The following is a 17,907-nucleotide window of genomic DNA, read 5'->3' on the forward strand; positions in this document are numbered from 1 at the left end:
AGATAGGGACAAGATTCGGGTGACCCAACTTAATTAATCTTTGAAATACTGATTTTTGAGATCTCAACGGCGCCACCTTCAGTTTGGATGCTGATCCAGTTATTGTTCTCACTAAACCATTTATATTGGTTCCCTATATTGATTAAATAATCCTGAGAGGAAGTTTTTTCATTCAGCCGAATGATGATGCCCCCGTTTTTCAATTGGTCCTTTCCGAAATTTAATATGATTTTAAGATTGCGCGCAGCATCTGTGTTGCACATGCTTAATAATATATAATTTGACTTTCTATCAGTAATGGCAACCTGTTCAAAATTGAATTGACGCAATTGGTTATTCTCAATTAAAGTAGATGAATCTACTAAAACAATATTGGTTGCATCTCTAATAATTTGAAGTATTTCATTTATTCTGCTTGCAGGATATAATTCATCGGGCAATAAATCAGATGCTTGATTATAAAAACTTAAAGCCCGATCATAGGTTTTTTGCTTGAAATATTGATCCGCTTCAACCAATAAAGGCTGATATTGTGCAAGTGCTCTTTGTTTGCTTTCAGCAATTTGATTGTCTATTTGTTGAATAGTGATTCTAGGGTAGGTTTCTTCCGGTTTTAGGGTAAGTGCTTCGTTTAAAAATGTTTTAGCCGATTGAAGTTGCCCTTTCGCAATGTCATTCTGAGCATTTGAAATAGCCAAATTATAAGCCTTGTCTAGTTCTTCTCTTTGAATTTGAAAAATTTGCTGAATTTCTGCTAATTTATTCTTAGGATATTCTTCTTCGGGTTTATAATTCAAGCTTTTTTTATAGGAGTTTTGTGCAGACGTGTATAGATTTTGTTCAAATAGGACATCAGCCTCCTTAATCGTTTTTAAATAATTCTCCTCTGCCATTTGACTTGCTTCGATTTGAATCAAAATTGAATCAATTTCTACAATTTTGGTTTTCGGATAGTCTTCGTTTGGTTTTAAAGTGGCAGCATATTGAAACTCAGTTTTAGCTGAACCATAATCTTTTTTGATTAAAAAATCTTCAGCTTTGCTGAGGGTGTTGGCATAAGAGGTTTCAAGGTTTTTTTGATCCTCAATAATCCTAAATGCGTTTTCGATTTCTTTCAGTTTTTCTTGAGCATAGACATCATTTGATTTAAAACTCAACACTTCGGAATAAATGCCCTTTGCTTTGAGTAATTCGTTGGCCGAAAAGAACAGATCAGCCTTTTGAATTGCCTCTGTGTATTTAACATCTATTAATCCAATATTTTGAATTGAATCTATTAGCTGATCAATCTCGATCAATTTATTTTTACTGTAAATTCCATCGGGTTTAATGCGATTTGCAAATTCAAATTGAAGTTTTGCCTCCTTCAATTCATTGTTCGAAAAGTGCTGATTTCCTGTTTTTATGGCATTCTCAAAATCTTCCTGATCGCTGGTAGCTTTGCTCTCAATTGCTTCAATTACTTTACTGATCATTTCGGCAGGGTAGGGATCTGCCGGTTTTAATTGCGCAGCCGATTCATAAAAATTCCTGGCACTCGTAAAATCCTTGACCATATAATAATTATCAGCCTGTTCAATCAAGCTATTATATTCGTTAATTGGATTTAAGAGGAGGATGATTTGTGTTATTTGGTCTCGTGGATATATTTCGTTAGGTTGTAAATCTGCGGCTTTTTGATAATATTCTTTAGCGTAATTATAATTTAGTTTTGCAAAGGATGAATCGGCTATTAAAATAGTTTCTGCATATATTTTAAGCATGAAGGATTGATCTGCAATTAATCGGTTTAATTCATTTAATTTGGTTTTAGGATAGGCTTCGGCAGGAATCAAGCTGATTGCAAACTGATATTCTATTTTTGCTTTTTTATATTCAGCATTGTCGAAATAAGTATCGGCTGTATGAATCACTGATTGATATTCCTGTTCTAAAAGTTGTTTTTCCTGAATCCTGTTCTTGATTTTCTCTACCTGTTTATTTGGGTATTTTTCGAAAGGGAAAAGCTCAATGGCCTGCTGATAAGTATTAAAAGCATTTTCTAAATCTTCCTTTTTATAAAAATGATCAGCTTTTAATATATAATCGGTATAAGTTTCCCTTTCTTTACCCTGACTTTTCAATAATTCAATTGATTTAGTCAAACGTGATTTAATATCCTGATTATTTGGTTGAAGCTTCAGGGCATATTGATAGTATGCTTTGGCATCAATATAATTGCCTTTGTTAAAAAGTGAATCGGCGGTTAGGATTATCTTTTGATAGTCGATCGTTTCTTGTGTAAATCCCTTAAACGTAAAGCCTGATACCAGAATCATAATTATGATCAGGGAAGAATGGGCTATGTAGTTTTGAAGCTTCAAATTATGTTATACGATTAGGATGTTAATTATTAGCAACGGTTTATCCTTCTTATTATTGTCATTTTAATTTTCAATAACCCCATCTTTAATGGTGAGAATTCGATCCGACATGTTTGCCAATTCTGTATTATGAGTCACCAAAACGAAAGTTTGTTTAAATTCATCGCGCAGGCGGAAAAACAATTGATGTAAATCAACTGCTGAATTCGAATCCAGATTGCCTGAAGGTTCGTCGGCCAGAATAACCGAAGGTCTGTTTATTAAAGCCCTTGCAACTGCAATACGCTGTTGTTCCCCACCCGATAATTCGGAAGGTTTATGATTTGCCCGATCTTGCAAACCTAAAAATTCCATGAGTTTCATGGCTTCTTTCTCGGCTTCACGTTTTGATGTTTTCGCAATAAATGCAGGAATGCAAATATTTTCGAGTGCTGTAAATTCGGGCAATAAATGATGAAATTGAAATACAAATCCAATTTCTTTATTTCTAAATTCCGATAGTTGGCGATCAGATAGATTCTGGATCAATCGATTATTGATGTGAATACTGCCTTTATCGGCCCGATCGAGGGTGCCTATAATTTGCAAAAGGGTTGATTTTCCGGCACCTGAAGCACCTACAATACTAACGATTTCACCTTTCTGGATTTCAAGGTCAATCCCTTTTAATACCTGAAGTGAGGCAAATGATTTCGTAATTCCTAAGGCTTTAATCATGTAATGAGCTTTAGAACAAAGGTAAAAAAATCCGTAGAGAATATTCTTTATTTATATGCATGTATAAATTCCAATATATGACCCTGACTATTCAATGATTGTAAAATTAATATACTATTTTTGTTAAATAAATTTTTCATAAAATTAATCTGAACAGATGAACATTCACGAATATCAAGGTAAATCCATACTGAAAAAATATGGAGTTGCCGTACCTGAAGGATATGTAGCAGAAACTCCTGAAGAAGCAGTTGAAATGGCCCAGCTTTTGGCTAAGGAAACCGGTACAAAATTTTGGGTAGTAAAAGCCCAGATTCATGCAGGTGGCCGTGGCAAAGGGGGAGGAGTAAAACTTGCTAAATCTCTGGATGAGGTTAAAACATTGGCCGGTAATATTATTGGAATGAGGCTGGTAACCCCACAAACCAAAGCTGATGGTAAGTTGGTAAGTAAAGTTCTGATCCAACAGGATGTATATTATCCCGGTGAATCTGAAATTCAGGAATTTTACATCAGTGTTTTGCTTAACCGTAAGGCAGGGCGAAATATGATCATTTATTCGCCTAAAGGAGGAATGGATATCGAGAAAGTTGCGGAAGAAACTCCGGAACTTATTTTTAAAGAGGAAATTAATCCCGCGGTGGGTCTTTTACCATTTCAATGTGCTAAAATTGCCTATAATTATGGGTTAACAGGTACTGCCTATAAAATGATGGTGAAGTTTGTAGCTTCCTTATATCAGGCTTATGTCGAGTCAGATGCTTCCTTGTTCGAAATAAATCCGGTTGTTAAAACTTCCGATAATAAAATTTTAGCTGTTGATGCCAAAGTGGCAATCGACAATAATGCTTTATTCCGTCATCCTGATATTGCAGAGATGCGAGATTTGATGGAAGAAGATCCGATTGAAGTTGAAGCTTCCAAATTCGATTTGAATTATGTTAAATTAGATGGTAACGTTGGCTGTATGGTAAATGGTGCCGGTTTGGCAATGGCCACCATGGATATCATTAAACTATCGGGTGGCGATCCTGCTAACTTTTTAGATGTGGGTGGTTCGGCAGATGCAAAACGTGTTGAAGAAGCTTTTCGGCTTATTTTAAAAGATCCGAATGTTGAAGCTATTTTGATTAATATTTTTGGTGGCATAGTACGATGCGACAGGGTAGCTGCAGGAGTAGTTGAAGCTGCTAAATCAGTTAACTTGACCTTGCCTTTAATTGTTCGCTTACAAGGAACCAATGCAGTAGAAGGTAAAAAACTGATTGATGAAAGTGGAATCAAAGTGCGATCGGCAATCGCTTTGCAGGATGCAGCTAATTTAGTAACTAAAGTTTTGAAATAATTAAAAAATATAATAGAGAAAAAGGACGCTATCCCGTTTGAGATAGCGTCCTTTTTATTTATTTAAACTAATTAGCTCATCTACACCAAATAATGGACAGTTCTCACATTTAGTGTGATTCTCGATGCCCTCAATTAATTTGTGACATTTTTTGCATCGATACCAATCTTTATCAAATTCAAAATTACCTCCTTCGATAATAATTGATTTTCCTTCGATGAAAGCAATTGCAATTTTGCTCAATGCACTATTATAAATTCGTGTAAGAGTTGGGCGTGAAACTTCCATACGTTCCGCCGCTTCATCCTGAGAAAGATTGTCATAGATTACTAATTTGATCGTTTCATATTCATCATATTGTAATACTATCGTTACCGTATCTCGAACTGCAATGCCAAATGGTTTGAATCCAAGCATTTTAGGCGGAAGACAAACTTTCCTACTTTTCTGCGGTCGCGGCATTTTTAGTTATTTTAAATAATGCTTTAATATCAGGCAATATTAAAAATAAAAAGAAAGCCAGTGACAGTCCTAAAATTATTTTTCCAACAATGCAATACGAATTACAAAAAAATCTGTTCTAAATCCAAATAAGCAAGAGGCACATCCCAATAGGACCATGATGACATAATCAACAAAAAGCAATAGGAAGAACAATACAGAATTTTATTATTAGAGAAGTTTTCATAAGGTTTATTTTTAGATAAAGATAATGAACGTAGGTTCGTAAAATAAATTAAATCTAATAAAAAACGCCTTCCATTTTAAGTGGAAGACGTTTTATTTATTAATGATGTCACGTCCTGAAATAGCGTTACACAAAACGAGTAACAACATGAAAGACAGAGACATTTATGTAAAGCGAACGCGAAGGAGGATTAAAACTTAAGAGAGTCCTGAATTTTTTATTCAGGATTTTTATTATCTAGCCTCTTTTTCAGCATCAGCTTTCATCTTATCATTAGCAGTGATCAGAAATTCAACCCTTCGGTTTTGAGATCGTCCATTTTCAGTATTGTTCTCATATTTTGGCGAATTCTCGCCATAACCTCTTGTTGTAATTCTGTTGCTGGAGATATTTTTATTATGTAGATATAATGAAACCTCCATTGCCCTGTTTTCCGATAAGATTTGGTTGTATACCTGACTTCCTTTACTGTCGGTATGTCCTCTTATTTCAATATCTGTATCTACATAACTATTTAGAACTTTAACAAGTTTGTCAAGGTTGGTTTTTGCATCAGCAGAAAGATTTGAGCTGTCAAAGCCAAACAAAACATTACTGCTAAATTCTACAATAATTCCTTCGCCAACTCGCACAACTTTTGCATCAGGTACCGATTGCTTAATTTCCTCGGCCTGTTTGTCCATTTTATGGCCAATTACGGCACCTGTTGTACCTCCTACGGCTGCTCCAATAACTGCACCCAAGGCAGTATTACCAGCAGCTTTACCAACCACGGCGCCTATAGCACCACCTGCAACAACTCCAATTGCTCCGCCTTTTTGTGTTTTATTTAAAGATGCGCAGCTTGAAAATATCATAGTTGTAATTAAAACCATGATCATACTCCTTCTTAATTGTTTCATAATTATCGTGTTTAATACTATTAATGTTTTTGAATTGATTTTTGCTTTTAAGTATTCTAATTATTAAGTTTTTACCAGTATAAATTGGCATATATTATCTCTGATTGTTACAAATTAATACGTAGAATAATACATCCTATGAACATTTACAGTGAGATTGCGATTTTTGACCTACATATGATAAAAATATTTTACTTTTCATTAATGATAATTTCTGATGGGTTAGGATAATAAAACACCGCACTTTTTTCCTATGTGCGGTGCATTGATTTTAAAGAGTTGAATTATTGGAAAATCTTCTAATTATTTAGAAGATATACCTGATAGAAATTGCACCTCCATCTCCCCAAAATCCAGAGTAACCGCTTACATTCAGTTCAGGTTTCCAGTCGATACTAATATTTATTGGGATATCAGGAAAGCTATATTCCAAACCAAGAATCCCATCGAATCCAATAACCGTATATGCAACATCGTCATCTGCCCATTTTACATGCTTTCCATTCCAGAACCCAACATGAACTCCAACACCATAGTACCATTTTAAGCCATCTGCATTAAAAGCTTGATTATGAATTTCATAAAGACCTGTGAGGCTAAATCCGTGCCATCGGCTTGCTACTAAAAATTCGAGTGCAGCTTTTTCTCCAATAAAAGTTTTGATTGTCAATCCATTTGATAATCCACCTCTAAATCCAATTCCGGTGTTGTAATCCTGTGCATTGCTGTATGATACCATACAAAATAATAATGCAAATACTAAGAATAGTTTTCTCATGGTTTTCTTTTTTATGATTGATAATTTATTTAATTTGATAATTTAAAATTTCAGTATTGTTATGGATCATCTTTAATCTGTTTCCCTATGTATTTTACTTTAACTCACATCTTCATATCCACTTTTGATAATGGTTGATATTAATTTGAATCGGTTGATGGTCCTAATTATGCTATGTGAATGTGCTGGTATGATTATAGACTGACCTTTTTCAAGCAAATTAGATTTATTGTCAATAAAAATTTCTGCATTTCCATCAATAAGCTCGATAAAAATGTCGAAGGGTAAAATCTTCCCAATCAATAATCCTCCCGAATCAGATGAAATTGCACTAATGGAACCGGTAACTTTTTTTATGATTGTCTTTGTAGCAATTGAATTCGGAACGTATTCAATGAATTCTACCACTTTGAAAACTTCTGATTTCTTTAATCCACCGTTTTCCATGACATTTGATTCATTTATAATGTTGAAGAATTATGATACAAAGATGGGTGCATTCAATTCGAAAAGTGTTACACAATCTTCAAAATATATTACATATTTCACATGTTTTCATTGCATTACTGAGTTTTCTTAACAGCATCCTAAGGCCAAAAAAATATGCAGAAGCAATAGTTTTGTAACGAGAATTATTTTTTGGATGAATGCCAAAAAAAGAGTCCGCCAACCGCCATAACTGCAATACCTATGTACGGCGACCAATTGAGTTGATGTGGCATATTTGTTGTAATTTCAAGCTCTCCGATATCTACTATTTTTTCTTTGGTGAAAACAGTTATGGCCGTAAATATGGTAAGTCCTAATCCGATTAAGATAATGATGATTGCTATTTTTTTCATTTTATTTTAGTTTATAAATTAATTGAGTGAGACAAATTGTCATTAAGGCTCTTTCATATTACCCTGCTCTATCTCTTTTATATTTGTGTTTAATCTTTATCTGAGAAGGCATGGTGTCACCCAATAAAAAGCCCCATGGTTTTAAGGATTCTACGTGATCGAAAATAAGTTTTAGTATTGCTAGTAATGGGATTGAAAGAAACATGCCTGAAACTCCCCACAATGCATTTCCGGCAATTACTACGATTATTGAAAATAGTGCATTGATTTTTACTTTTGAAGCCACTATTTTAGGAACAATGTAGTTGTTGTCAATGAATTGAATCAACGAGTAGGCTCCTACAACATAAATTACATATTCCGGCGACTTGGTCACAAATGCCACCAACATAAACAAAGCGACACTGATAATCCCTCCTAAATATGGTATAATATTAAGCAATGCACCGATTATACCAAGCAGGATGGCATATTCAATCCCAAGTAAAATTAAAGCTAGGGTATTTAGTATTGCTACCATGACAAATTCGATGATCAGTCCTATCAGGTATTGTTGAATAACTAATTTGATCTGGCTCACAATTTTTGCTACAGAGATTTGATTCTTTTTACTAAATACCTTATAAATAAAATCTCTTAAAAGTGGTTGATAGAATAAGATCATAAAGATGTACACCGGAATCAAAAAAATGATCACCAATCCGCTACCGAGGATAACTAATGTTTGTCCAATGGCTGCACTGCTCATTTTTATTATTTCTTCAGAAATCTTAGCAATCCATTCAAGGATACTTTTAGTATTAATATCGAAATAGGCCGATGCTCCAATGATTAATAAGTCAATCATCGCATTAAACCTTTCTGTCAGCAATGGCCATGATTCGCTAAATCGGCTAAGTTGTGAGATTAAAAGTGTAGTAAATCCGATGAAAATTATGAATGTTAGACTTAAGGTAATTAGGATTGACAATAGCCTGTTAATTTTTAGTTTGACAAATAAATTCACAATAGGATGGAGAACAATTGCAATAATGGTTGCAAAAACCAAAGGGATAATAATGCTTTGAGCAAGATATAAAATCGTAATGAATGCTAACAAGCTAATAAAAAGGTAAGCAGCATTGGCGTAAATCGGTAATTTTAATTCCTTATCCATTAGTTTATAGGATTCTTTTCCTTTTTGTTGAAAATATGTTGAAATATAAACTGACCAAACATTTTAATTGCTTCAGGGTGATGGGCAACAAAATTTGTAACGCCTACCTGTAATATTTTACCGATGAGTTTTCTGCCAACATTATCTGAAGTGCCGACTACGATTTTTTTTGAGATATAGCCACTGGCCATGCCTGTGGCAGAAGCTAAAATATTATCAGTTAAATAGTGCGATGAAACGATATCTTTCAAGGTATTTTCGATAAGGTTAATTGGCTTTAAACTTTCGTAGGTAAGGAAGAATTGTTCTTTTAATTCCTGACCTACTAAAGTCTGTTTAGCCTCAAGTAACTCAATGGACCTTCTCAAATCTGAGCTAGAACTGCTTTTTTGCATAGGATGCTATTTATGTAACATTTTTATGATATAGTTATTGTTGCGCTCTTTAATCCATTTGTGCAAAAAGACCCGAAAGATGATTCCCGAAAAGCCATAAAATGCGGCTACAGCAGCAAAGCCTAAATACGTTTTGCCCAGCAATTCACCAAGCCAGAAAGCAATTCCGAGATTGAAAAACAGCATAAATAGGGCAATGATCCCAATGGCAATTGATTGTGGTAATATGGAGGAACCTATATCTGCCAATATTTCAAAAGCTTTAAGCTTTCCTAATTCGTAGCTGGTTTTGCCATAATCGGTAGCTTTTTCAAGAAGTGCTACTATCAATTTCGAATTGTCGTCCATGATCCTAATTTAATATGGTTTAATACCTTGCCATTGGTAGATCTCATTGATAGTGACTTTCTGGTCATTCAATTTATTCTTTTTTCCCTTTGATTTCAGCTCTTTTACGCTCTTGGATTTTCCCGGATTTGTAGTTCTGGGATGATGAGGATTGTTGCGGTTTTTAAACCACCCCCGATGTTTCCCATTATCTTTTCTTACTACGACACATGATGTGGCTGCAAATAAAAGAACCATACAGAAGGTCATTAGAATAAGCGTTTTAATAAATTTCATTATTTCTCCTCTTTAAGATTTTTAATTTTTCCTGAATGAAATTGATTTAAGCTTTCGACGCTTTGGCTTCTTTATCAGTTTCTTTTTCTTTTGACTTAGCTTTTTCTGCAAATTCGGAAACTTCTTCCGCTACCTTTTCATATTTTTCGGATATATTTTCCAAAAATTCATCGAATTTTTCCTTTAGACTATCTGCATAATCCTCACTTTTTTTAGCTATTTTTTTTCGTGTAACGGAACCTTTTTCGGGAGCAAATAAGATCCCTAACAATGCACCGGCAGCAACACCTGCCAATAGTCCTAATAATACTTTTCCTGAGCTCATAATTTTATTTTTTTGGTTGTTAATAATAATTGTTTCTAAAGAATTTTTCTTCCTTGAATAAGCCTAAGTAATATGGCAATAATGGCAATGACCAGAAGAACATGTATAAGTCCTCCCACGTTTAAGCCAACATATCCAATGGCCCAGGCAATGATCAAAATCACCGCGATGATGTAAAGTAGATTTCCCATGGTTTTTGTTTTTTCTTATTAAATTTTACTGATTAATGTATTTGAGTTGTTATATAGATTTTAATAAATCATTAAATGCTTCACCTAATTTGTCGACATCTCGTTGGAATTCTGTTTTGAAAAGTTGCCAGTTGGTTTGCCCTTCGGCTTTATATTCAGCAAGTACCTTTTTCATGTCCGTATTTTTTTGTTCCAGATCAGCCAGTTTTTTTTCATAAATGGCTCTGTTTTCTAACTTGTCGTTTGCTATTCTGGCTTTAAATTCAGTTATGTGTTTTTCATGAGCAGTAATTTTAGCTTCCACTTCTTTTTTAAATTGTTCAAATTCAGTAATGGAATCTTGTCGCGCCATGTTCAAATCATATTTTGCATCTAATACATCTTTTTTGGCTTCTTGTACTTTATCATTTGCTTTTTCTATTTTTTTTGCCGATGATTGGCAACTGCTTATCATTATTGATAATGAAAAAATGATAATAAAGATGGTTGAAAATGTTTTTTTCATCTGTAAGTAATATTTAATGAATAAGTTGAGAGTATATATAATTTTAATAGTCATTCATTATCTTCTTTTCGAATTGGCAATTAAACAATCCCTGAAATCCTGAAAAAGTCCTTATTTTTGAGTAAATCCTTGATTTGGAGTCTGCCAAAAATTTTCTCCAACCAAATTTCTTCATACATAAGGTCCTCTTCAGTGGGTGTTTCAAACTTATCGCATGGCTTATTTTTTGGCGCATTACGATTGATTCTTGGTTTCATTGTTCTCATTTTTTTGAATTTTAATCCCTTAACCAGCGGGATAAGCGTAAATGAATTTAATTAATATAAGTGCGAACTTTATTACTGAAAATCATTACACATTTTGCAAATAACATTTTGCTATGTTCTTTTTCTATTCATAATAGTCCAGCAGGTTCATTAGTTCGTTTAAGTTAGGCGATAAAATTATTTCGGTCCTGCGATTACCGGCCCTTCCTTCGGCAGTCTCATTTGTATTGATAGGGAAAAATGATCCCCTTCCCGAAGCGGTAATCCGACCGGGGTCGAAACCATATTCATTCGTTAATATCCTTACAATAGATGCAGATCTGGCAGTGCTGAGCTCCCAGTTATCTTTAAAACCGGCTGTTTTAATCGGGACATTATCAGTATGGCCCTCGATCATTACCTGAATATCATTGGTTTTGTTAAGTACCGCGGCAAGCGATTTTAATGCTTCTATTCCTTTGGAATCAACTACATCGCTACCCGATTTGAACAATAATTTTTCTGCCAATGAAACATAAACACTTCCATCAATGGTGTAAATCGAAAGTTCGTCGGTTTCGTAATTTATCAAGGCATCTGCTATCGAATTTTTAAGATTGCTCATGACATCCCTTTGTGATTGAATGACTGCCTGAAGATCTTTCAACCTCTTTGCCTGATCGGCAATGGTCATATTCGATTCAGTTCGAGTATTTTTAAGTGAAGCTTTTTCGTTTTTGAGATCATTTAATTGCTCGCTCCCAAAATATATTTTGGTATTCGACTTGGATAGGTCATTTTGTAGCATTTCAATTACAGCTGTTGAAGCTATATTCTTTTTGTATAGCACATAAGTTGTATAGGATAGACCCACAATCAAGACAAGAAATACGAGAATAAATATTGTTTTCAATTTTGTCAGAATTTAAGTTGTGAAAAAATTTTCACTACTTAACAAAGTTGAAACAAATGAAGGCTAATAGCATTACACAATTATGAAATAATCTTACATATTTCACATGTTTTCAAGATTTGCTTTGCGTTTTTGTTTGAGCTGCTTGTAATAGGAAGGGGTAAGTCCGGTAACTTTTTTGAATTGGTTGGATAAATGTGCCACACTACTGTAATGAAGCATGTAAGAAATTTCCGTAAGGTTTAATTCATCATATAATAGCAATTCTTTAATTTTTTCGATTTTGTTCATGATAATAAATTGCTGAATCGTGATGCCCTTAACCTCCGAAAAAGTATTGGCAAGGTAGGTATAATCATACCCTAATTTTTCACTGATGTAGTCAGAATAGTTCACTTTGGGTATTTCATCGCAATAATGAATCATTTCGGTAATCACGTTTTTAATTCTTTCAATTAAAATACTTTTTTTGTCATCAAGCAATTCCAATCCTGATTTAAGCAGGTTTTTCTTCAGCTCAAACCGCATTTCTTCTGTGATATCTTCCATAATCTCAACCGAGCCAAGATCTGGAACTACATAATTTAGTCCGAGTTTTTTCAGCTCTTCCTTCACCACCATTTTGCAGCGCAAACTGACCATGTATTTAATATATAACTTCATCCAGTGAGGGGATAAATATTTGTGGGAGAATATTTCAGGTTGTTTTTCCTTTCTCTATAAATATGAATAGTCCTTATTATTTTAAGGATAATTTAATCGTAGGTAAAACAAATATAATCAATTAATAGCTTAATGTAAAATGTTAAGTCATTATACTCTTTGCTGATTATAAAAATACAAATCCATATACGAGGGATTCGATGAGTTGAGTAAGATCGTACAGCCTGACCTGCTGTATACTCTATCTGATAAAATTGGTTACTTCTTTCTTCTCTTTTTTAGGAGCTTCGATGGTATCTTTTGTAGCTTCTTTCATTTTTAACAGCCATGCCATATTTTTTCCCAAAACACGCATAATTTGCTTGCCTTCCTGGTCCTGTTCAACTTCTCCGGCATTTCTGCCATGAATGATGTTCCAATAATTTGAAGTTGCAATAATCATTTCAGCATAAGCGATATAATGATACAAACCATCAAGGGTAGCTGAACCGCCCGATCGTCTTACGGCAACTACTGCCGCGCCAATTTTATGGCGGAACAAATTGCCATTTGCTCCGCTCACATAAAATAGCCGGTCCAGAAAACTTTTCATGGTACCTGCAATACCTGAATAATAAACAGGCGAACCCAGAATGATACCATCAGCTTCTTTAATTTGCTGAATCCATACGTTTAAATCATCTGTTTTTAAACTGCATTTTTCATCTTTATTTACAGCACATTTACCACATGCCGTGCAGCCATGAATCATTTTTTGACCGATATGCAGAATTTCAAAATTTATCCCGGCTGTTATCAGTTCATCACCAACCATTTTCAATGCATGAAAAGTATTACCCGTTTTATTCGGGCTACCATTTATTGCTATTACTTTCATTATTTTGAGCTTTATCCTTATTGATTGTAAAATACTCCTTAATAAAAACTTCTATTTATATATTGCAGGTGTTATTCTCATTTTTGTGGCTTGTTCAAATGCATATCCCATTTTTAAAAGTTTATCTTCCTCAAATGGACGGGCTATCAATGTAAGACCGGCAGGCTGTCCATTCTCCCGGTAGCCCATCGGAATAGTCAGGCAGGGGTATTTGGCAGCTGCAGCAAAACCTGCACCTCTATTGTTGATGGTTAAAATCGCATCCAGTTCATAAGCCAGCATTGGGATTTCAAAATATCTAACTCCTTCTGCATGAAGTCGATTTCTTAACAGAATCAAGCTGTCATTACTCATTTCAATTTCAGATGCTGCCTGAAAAATAACCTGACCGTAAGGAATTCTAACTAAAGTATCCTCATTGTTATAAACTACGATTTCTTTCATCGAGCGCAATTTAATATCTGCTGATGCATGGGCATCCATATAATTGGGGAGGTCAATTTTCATATCGGCGCTTAATAAATCACTAAATCCGCTAAAATCAACTGTTTCCGGTTCAATCTCAATAATGATAGCTCCCAAATCAGTGAGTTTATCTAAGGTCAACTTATAAATCGAATCTCTTAAAAGGTTTTTGTAAGCTCCAAAACGCAATCCTTCCAGCGTTCCTGATTTTAAATCTTCAAAATATTTTTTATCTTTTGGATTGTCTTTGGTTGCTTGGTCAGTAGGATCCTCACCTGTCATTGCCGATAGAAAAATAGCATTATCAATGATATTTCTGGTCATGGGGCCGGGAGTATCAAGGGTACTTGATAATGGAATAATCCCACTTCGGCTTAATAACCCAACTGTTGGTTTAAGCCCCATTAATGAGTTATTGCTTGATGGTGATAAAATTGATCCTGAAGTTTCTGTACCAACTGCAGCTGCTGCATAATTAGCTGCAATGGCTGCTCCGCTTCCCGAACTAGATCCTCCGGTATCAAAAATTTTGCGACCATAAGGATTTAAGGTTTGTCCACCAACTGCACTAAAACCATTGGGACCTCCCCGAAAAAGAAAGTTTGCCCATTCACTCAGGTTTGTTTTGCCTAAAATAATTGCCCCCTTTTCTTTCATTCTCTCAACAATATACGAATCGGAAGCATTGTTATTTCTTAAAAAATGTGTTCCTGCTGTAGTAGGCATCCCTGTTGCGTTTACATTGTCTTTCAATAGAACTGGCATACCATAAATCGGATGATCGTCGGCTGATCTGTTTTTGTCTTTTATCTTTGCTTCCTTAACGGCATTTGGGTTAATGGCAACAATGGCGTTCAGCATTTTGTCTTTGTCGTTTTCAAACTTAACAATACGATAGAGATACCATTGAGTTAGCTTTTCGTAGCTGAGTTTACCCGAATTTATTTGTGACTGAATACTTGGAATGTCTTGTTCGAAAATTAATGGTTTTAGCGATTGATAATCTTCTTCTGAGAAATTGCTGATTTGATCTGCGATATTTTTCCAAAGTTCGTTCTTGTCCAGAATTTTTGACTGGATCTGTTTATAACGCATATTTTGTGCTTCGTTATTTGCACAAAAAGCTATTTCTGCAGATTCATCATAGACAACCCATGGGGCAATCACTGTTTTAGGTTGCTGTGTACAAGCTACTGTAAGGGTGAGCAGCAATAAAAGGGAGATTCTAGTTCGCATAAGGCATAGTTTTTCGTTAAGTTTAAATTTGGTTAAATATAAGAAGATTTTATTCGTGAAACTTCAATTTTAAAAGCGCAGTGAATTAAAATTGTTAGTTGAACAATCCCGACTTAGTGTATTTCTTCACAATTTAGGTAACAATTATTTTTAGATTTTTAATGCTAAGAAATTAAAATTGTTTATCCTTTGCACCTTAAGAAGTGTAAAAAGTAAGAAGTCCTTTAAAATAAGGTTGCAATAAAACTTTTAGAATATCTTTTGTTTTATTTTCTATGCTTTTCCTTGATACTTCGAAAAAAGCTCAGTATAAATTTCAAGCACCAAACCTGCCTGCCGAAGCGCAGTACAGGCAGGAATCAAGTCTTACAGACCTAAAAAACAAGCTCTATTCCTTGTATTGCATGTCGCGATCCAAGTCGTTTGACATTTGTCGTTTAGGTTTCTTATCTTTTTTAATTTGTCGATTATTCAAAGTCGAATTTTTGTTAAATCTTCTGGATCGCTTGAATAGCCTTCCCAATAATACTTCGGAAAGAGCTTGTAATTTTTATGTCTGAAGGACATTGTAAGCATTGCTAATATTCTTTATTGAATAAAAGATAATTCATTGGCGCAGCTATAGGGCGGCGTGAATATGGTGCAGGCCATGAAGCTTATTAGTACGTAAAAAGTCAATTACACCTTAATCTTTAAATTGGAACAAGCTGATCATAGCTGATATTCACAAGACTTTCTTTGTTTCCCTGCCCGACCGCAGGCGGGGTTTCTTTGGTCACAAAGAAATGAAAGGAAAACTGTGACCTAAATTTACAAGTATGGTTTAATAATTAAAATATGACATTTAAACAAATTATCACAAACGCCAATTTGTTACCAGAATTATGAAGTATGACAACGCTGTCGGGATGAACAAAATGAAATTTTAACCGCATGGAAAAAGGGATTTGATTCACAAGAATAGACTTGGAGTCATAGTATTAAAGCTGGGATTAGAAAGATTAAGTTATGTAATAAAAAGAGCCGAACTTATAAAAGATGTGTCCATACGATAGCTGCCGACAGACAGGCATGTGACCATTAAATTCAAAATTATTAACACATGAAACCCATAAGCCAATACAAGTTGATTATGAGTTCCAGGAATTTGAAAATATTGTCGGAAAAATAAAAGTAATTCTTGCTCCGGGATTACTTTGACCAGGGTATAATTCACTAATTATAAGTTTGGTTCTAACCTTATATCTCTTACCTAAAAGTTCTAGTCTTTTTTTTGTCAAATCAATCCCTAAATTTAAGTGTGAGTCAATATTTACTGATTTCATACTTTTGGTAATACCAATACCATTATCTTCAATAAAAACAGAAAGTTGTTTTTTGCCATCCATAATAAATCTTACATTAACCTCGCCTCTTGTCTTAAGTTGAGAAATCCCATGCCAGATTGCATTTTCTACAAATAATTGGATCATCATAGTTGGAATAAAAATCTCGTCGGGTTCTATTCTGGAATCTATATCAATATTGTAATCAAATGAATTATTCAGTCTAAGGCATTCTAAATCCAGATAATTTCTTAATTTATCCACTTCATCCTCTATGCTTATAAAGTTTGAGTTTAAAGAATTCATATTTTGTCTGATTAATCGGGCAAATTGAGACAGGTATAAACCAGCTTCATTAGGTTTATTATGAAGTATGAAATTTTGAATAGATCCTAATGAATTAAAAATAAAATGAGGGTTCATCATCGAACGTAAGGCTTTGGATTCTAAGTTGAGCAGTAAAATTTCGTCATTATTTTTCTTACTTAATTTATTTTTGCGGAGATAAAGCAATATACCGACCAATAAAAAGGTTATAATTGTAATAAAAGCCCAAAAGTAAAATCTTTCGAGAAGTGTTGGCTTAACATTAATTATTAATTCTTTAGGCAAGCTAAAATAATCTCCATTAATTTGAGATTTTAAATAAAATTTGTATGTACCTGACTTAAGATTCTGATAAGAAACTATAGTTCCATCACTCTTTAACCAATGATCCTCCATCCCTTCCAGCATATAAAAATATTTTGACATGAAAGATGAATAATTAATGCTTGAGAATTTAATTTCTAATTTGCTATCACCTTTAATATTGATGATTCCCGAGGTGAAATCGACACCCTCCCCGTCGACTTGAACAAACTGGATATATGACTCCAAAGATAAATTAGGTTTGTTAAGATATAGCTCTTGAGGAATGATCGTAATTCCTTCACTTGTTGCTACATAAAAATTATTTCCAGAGCATTCAATATCGCGGATGTCTTCAAAATCAATATTTACAGAACTTACATGTATCATGCTATCATGAGCAATTGCAATCGGATTTTCAATATAGTAAATATCATAAAATGTTGAAAAAAATAGTCGGACACCATCATACGCAAAATCTTTTACTTTATGCTCAGTTTCTATTTGAGTATAAGAGTTTAGATCGAATATCTTTTGTTGATTTAATATTAAATACAATTTCCTTCCATCAACACTGATTACTTCAACAGAATCATTCAGAATAATATGAGAAGTAATTATTTTACCATTGAATGATTTTAACAACTCATATTCAACGATGCTGTCATTTTTCACTACGTAATTCTTATCGGCATTTACAATAATTTCATCATCTTTATTAA

General features: G+C 34.0%; 21 protein-coding genes. 1 reads left to right on the plus strand and 20 read right to left on the minus strand.

Going from position 1 to position 17,907, the window contains the following annotated elements; translation table 11 throughout:
- Positions 1-29: 29 nt before the first annotated feature.
- Both KKG99_10585 and KKG99_10590 read right to left on the minus strand, forming a co-directional pair.
- Positions 30-2,318 carry a hypothetical protein gene (locus tag KKG99_10585; GenBank protein MBU1013442.1) on the minus strand — a complete coding sequence of 763 codons (2,289 nt, stop codon included), beginning with the start codon at positions 2,316-2,318 and terminating at the stop codon, positions 30-32.
- Between the two features lie 108 nt (positions 2,319-2,426).
- Entirely contained in the window at positions 2,427-3,080 is a 654-nt protein-coding gene (locus KKG99_10590) for an ABC transporter ATP-binding protein (protein ID MBU1013443.1), read from the minus strand.
- Between the two features lie 157 nt (positions 3,081-3,237).
- Here KKG99_10590 and sucC point away from each other — a divergent pair, with 157 nt between their 5' ends.
- Positions 3,238-4,425: an ADP-forming succinate--CoA ligase subunit beta gene (gene sucC / locus KKG99_10595; GenBank protein MBU1013444.1), complete on the plus strand. Its 1,188-nt coding sequence runs from the start codon at positions 3,238-3,240 to the stop codon at positions 4,423-4,425.
- A gap of 54 nt (positions 4,426-4,479) precedes the next feature.
- Here sucC and KKG99_10600 read toward each other — a convergent pair whose 3' ends face one another.
- The 18 genes from KKG99_10600 to KKG99_10685 all read right to left on the minus strand — a co-directional run.
- On the minus strand, positions 4,480-4,887 hold the full coding sequence (locus KKG99_10600; protein MBU1013445.1) for a DUF134 domain-containing protein: 408 nt from the start codon (positions 4,885-4,887) through the stop codon (positions 4,480-4,482).
- Between the two features lie 459 nt (positions 4,888-5,346).
- Complete coding sequence (locus KKG99_10605; GenBank protein ID MBU1013446.1) at positions 5,347-6,015, minus strand: OmpA family protein; 669 nt, start codon at positions 6,013-6,015, stop codon at positions 5,347-5,349.
- 307 nt (positions 6,016-6,322) lie between these two features.
- Positions 6,323-6,793: a hypothetical protein gene (locus KKG99_10610; GenBank protein ID MBU1013447.1), complete on the minus strand. Its 471-nt coding sequence runs from the start codon at positions 6,791-6,793 to the stop codon at positions 6,323-6,325.
- Positions 6,794-6,892: 99 nt separating this feature from the next.
- Entirely contained in the window at positions 6,893-7,240 is a 348-nt protein-coding gene (locus KKG99_10615) for a cupin (protein MBU1013448.1), read from the minus strand.
- A 185-nt stretch (positions 7,241-7,425) separates the two neighbouring features.
- Positions 7,426-7,635: a hypothetical protein gene (locus KKG99_10620; protein ID MBU1013449.1), complete on the minus strand. Its 210-nt coding sequence runs from the start codon at positions 7,633-7,635 to the stop codon at positions 7,426-7,428.
- Positions 7,636-7,693: 58 nt separating this feature from the next.
- On the minus strand, positions 7,694-8,791 hold the full coding sequence (locus KKG99_10625) for an AI-2E family transporter (protein MBU1013450.1): 1,098 nt from the start codon (positions 8,789-8,791) through the stop codon (positions 7,694-7,696).
- Positions 8,791-9,186, minus strand: a complete 396-nt coding sequence (locus tag KKG99_10630) for a hypothetical protein (protein MBU1013451.1) — start codon at positions 9,184-9,186, stop codon at positions 8,791-8,793. The genes KKG99_10625 and KKG99_10630 overlap by 1 nt, the downstream gene beginning before the upstream one ends.
- 6 nt (positions 9,187-9,192) lie before the next feature.
- Complete coding sequence (locus tag KKG99_10635) at positions 9,193-9,534, minus strand: hypothetical protein (protein ID MBU1013452.1); 342 nt, start codon at positions 9,532-9,534, stop codon at positions 9,193-9,195.
- Between the two features lie 9 nt (positions 9,535-9,543).
- Entirely contained in the window at positions 9,544-9,810 is a 267-nt protein-coding gene (locus KKG99_10640; protein ID MBU1013453.1) for a hypothetical protein, read from the minus strand.
- A gap of 46 nt (positions 9,811-9,856) precedes the next feature.
- Positions 9,857-10,135, minus strand: a complete 279-nt coding sequence (locus KKG99_10645) for a YtxH domain-containing protein (protein ID MBU1013454.1) — start codon at positions 10,133-10,135, stop codon at positions 9,857-9,859.
- Positions 10,136-10,170: 35 nt separating this feature from the next.
- The gene (locus KKG99_10650; GenBank protein MBU1013455.1) at positions 10,171-10,326 is read right to left on the minus strand and encodes a lmo0937 family membrane protein; all 156 of its coding nucleotides are present in this window, start codon (positions 10,324-10,326) and stop codon (positions 10,171-10,173) included.
- Positions 10,327-10,375: 49 nt separating this feature from the next.
- Positions 10,376-10,831 (minus strand): hypothetical protein, encoded by a 456-nt coding sequence (locus KKG99_10655; GenBank protein MBU1013456.1) that lies wholly within the window; start codon positions 10,829-10,831, stop codon positions 10,376-10,378.
- Positions 10,832-10,911: 80 nt separating this feature from the next.
- The gene (locus KKG99_10660; GenBank protein MBU1013457.1) at positions 10,912-11,097 is read right to left on the minus strand and encodes a hypothetical protein; all 186 of its coding nucleotides are present in this window, start codon (positions 11,095-11,097) and stop codon (positions 10,912-10,914) included.
- A 124-nt stretch (positions 11,098-11,221) separates the two neighbouring features.
- Positions 11,222-11,884, minus strand: a complete 663-nt coding sequence (locus tag KKG99_10665; GenBank protein MBU1013458.1) for an OmpA family protein — start codon at positions 11,882-11,884, stop codon at positions 11,222-11,224.
- 207 nt (positions 11,885-12,091) lie between these two features.
- The gene (locus tag KKG99_10670; protein ID MBU1013459.1) at positions 12,092-12,631 is read right to left on the minus strand and encodes a helix-turn-helix transcriptional regulator; all 540 of its coding nucleotides are present in this window, start codon (positions 12,629-12,631) and stop codon (positions 12,092-12,094) included.
- 262 nt (positions 12,632-12,893) lie between these two features.
- Positions 12,894-13,529 (minus strand): flavodoxin family protein, encoded by a 636-nt coding sequence (locus KKG99_10675; protein ID MBU1013460.1) that lies wholly within the window; start codon positions 13,527-13,529, stop codon positions 12,894-12,896.
- 51 nt (positions 13,530-13,580) lie between these two features.
- Entirely contained in the window at positions 13,581-15,230 is a 1,650-nt protein-coding gene (locus KKG99_10680) for an amidase (protein MBU1013461.1), read from the minus strand.
- A gap of 1,130 nt (positions 15,231-16,360) precedes the next feature.
- Positions 16,361-17,907, minus strand: a 1,547-nt coding sequence (locus KKG99_10685; protein MBU1013462.1) for a histidine kinase, incomplete at its 5' end; no start/stop codon positions are given.

It is taken from the genome of Bacteroidota bacterium (genome assembly GCA_018816945.1).
Lineage (GTDB): Bacteria > Bacteroidota > Bacteroidia > Bacteroidales.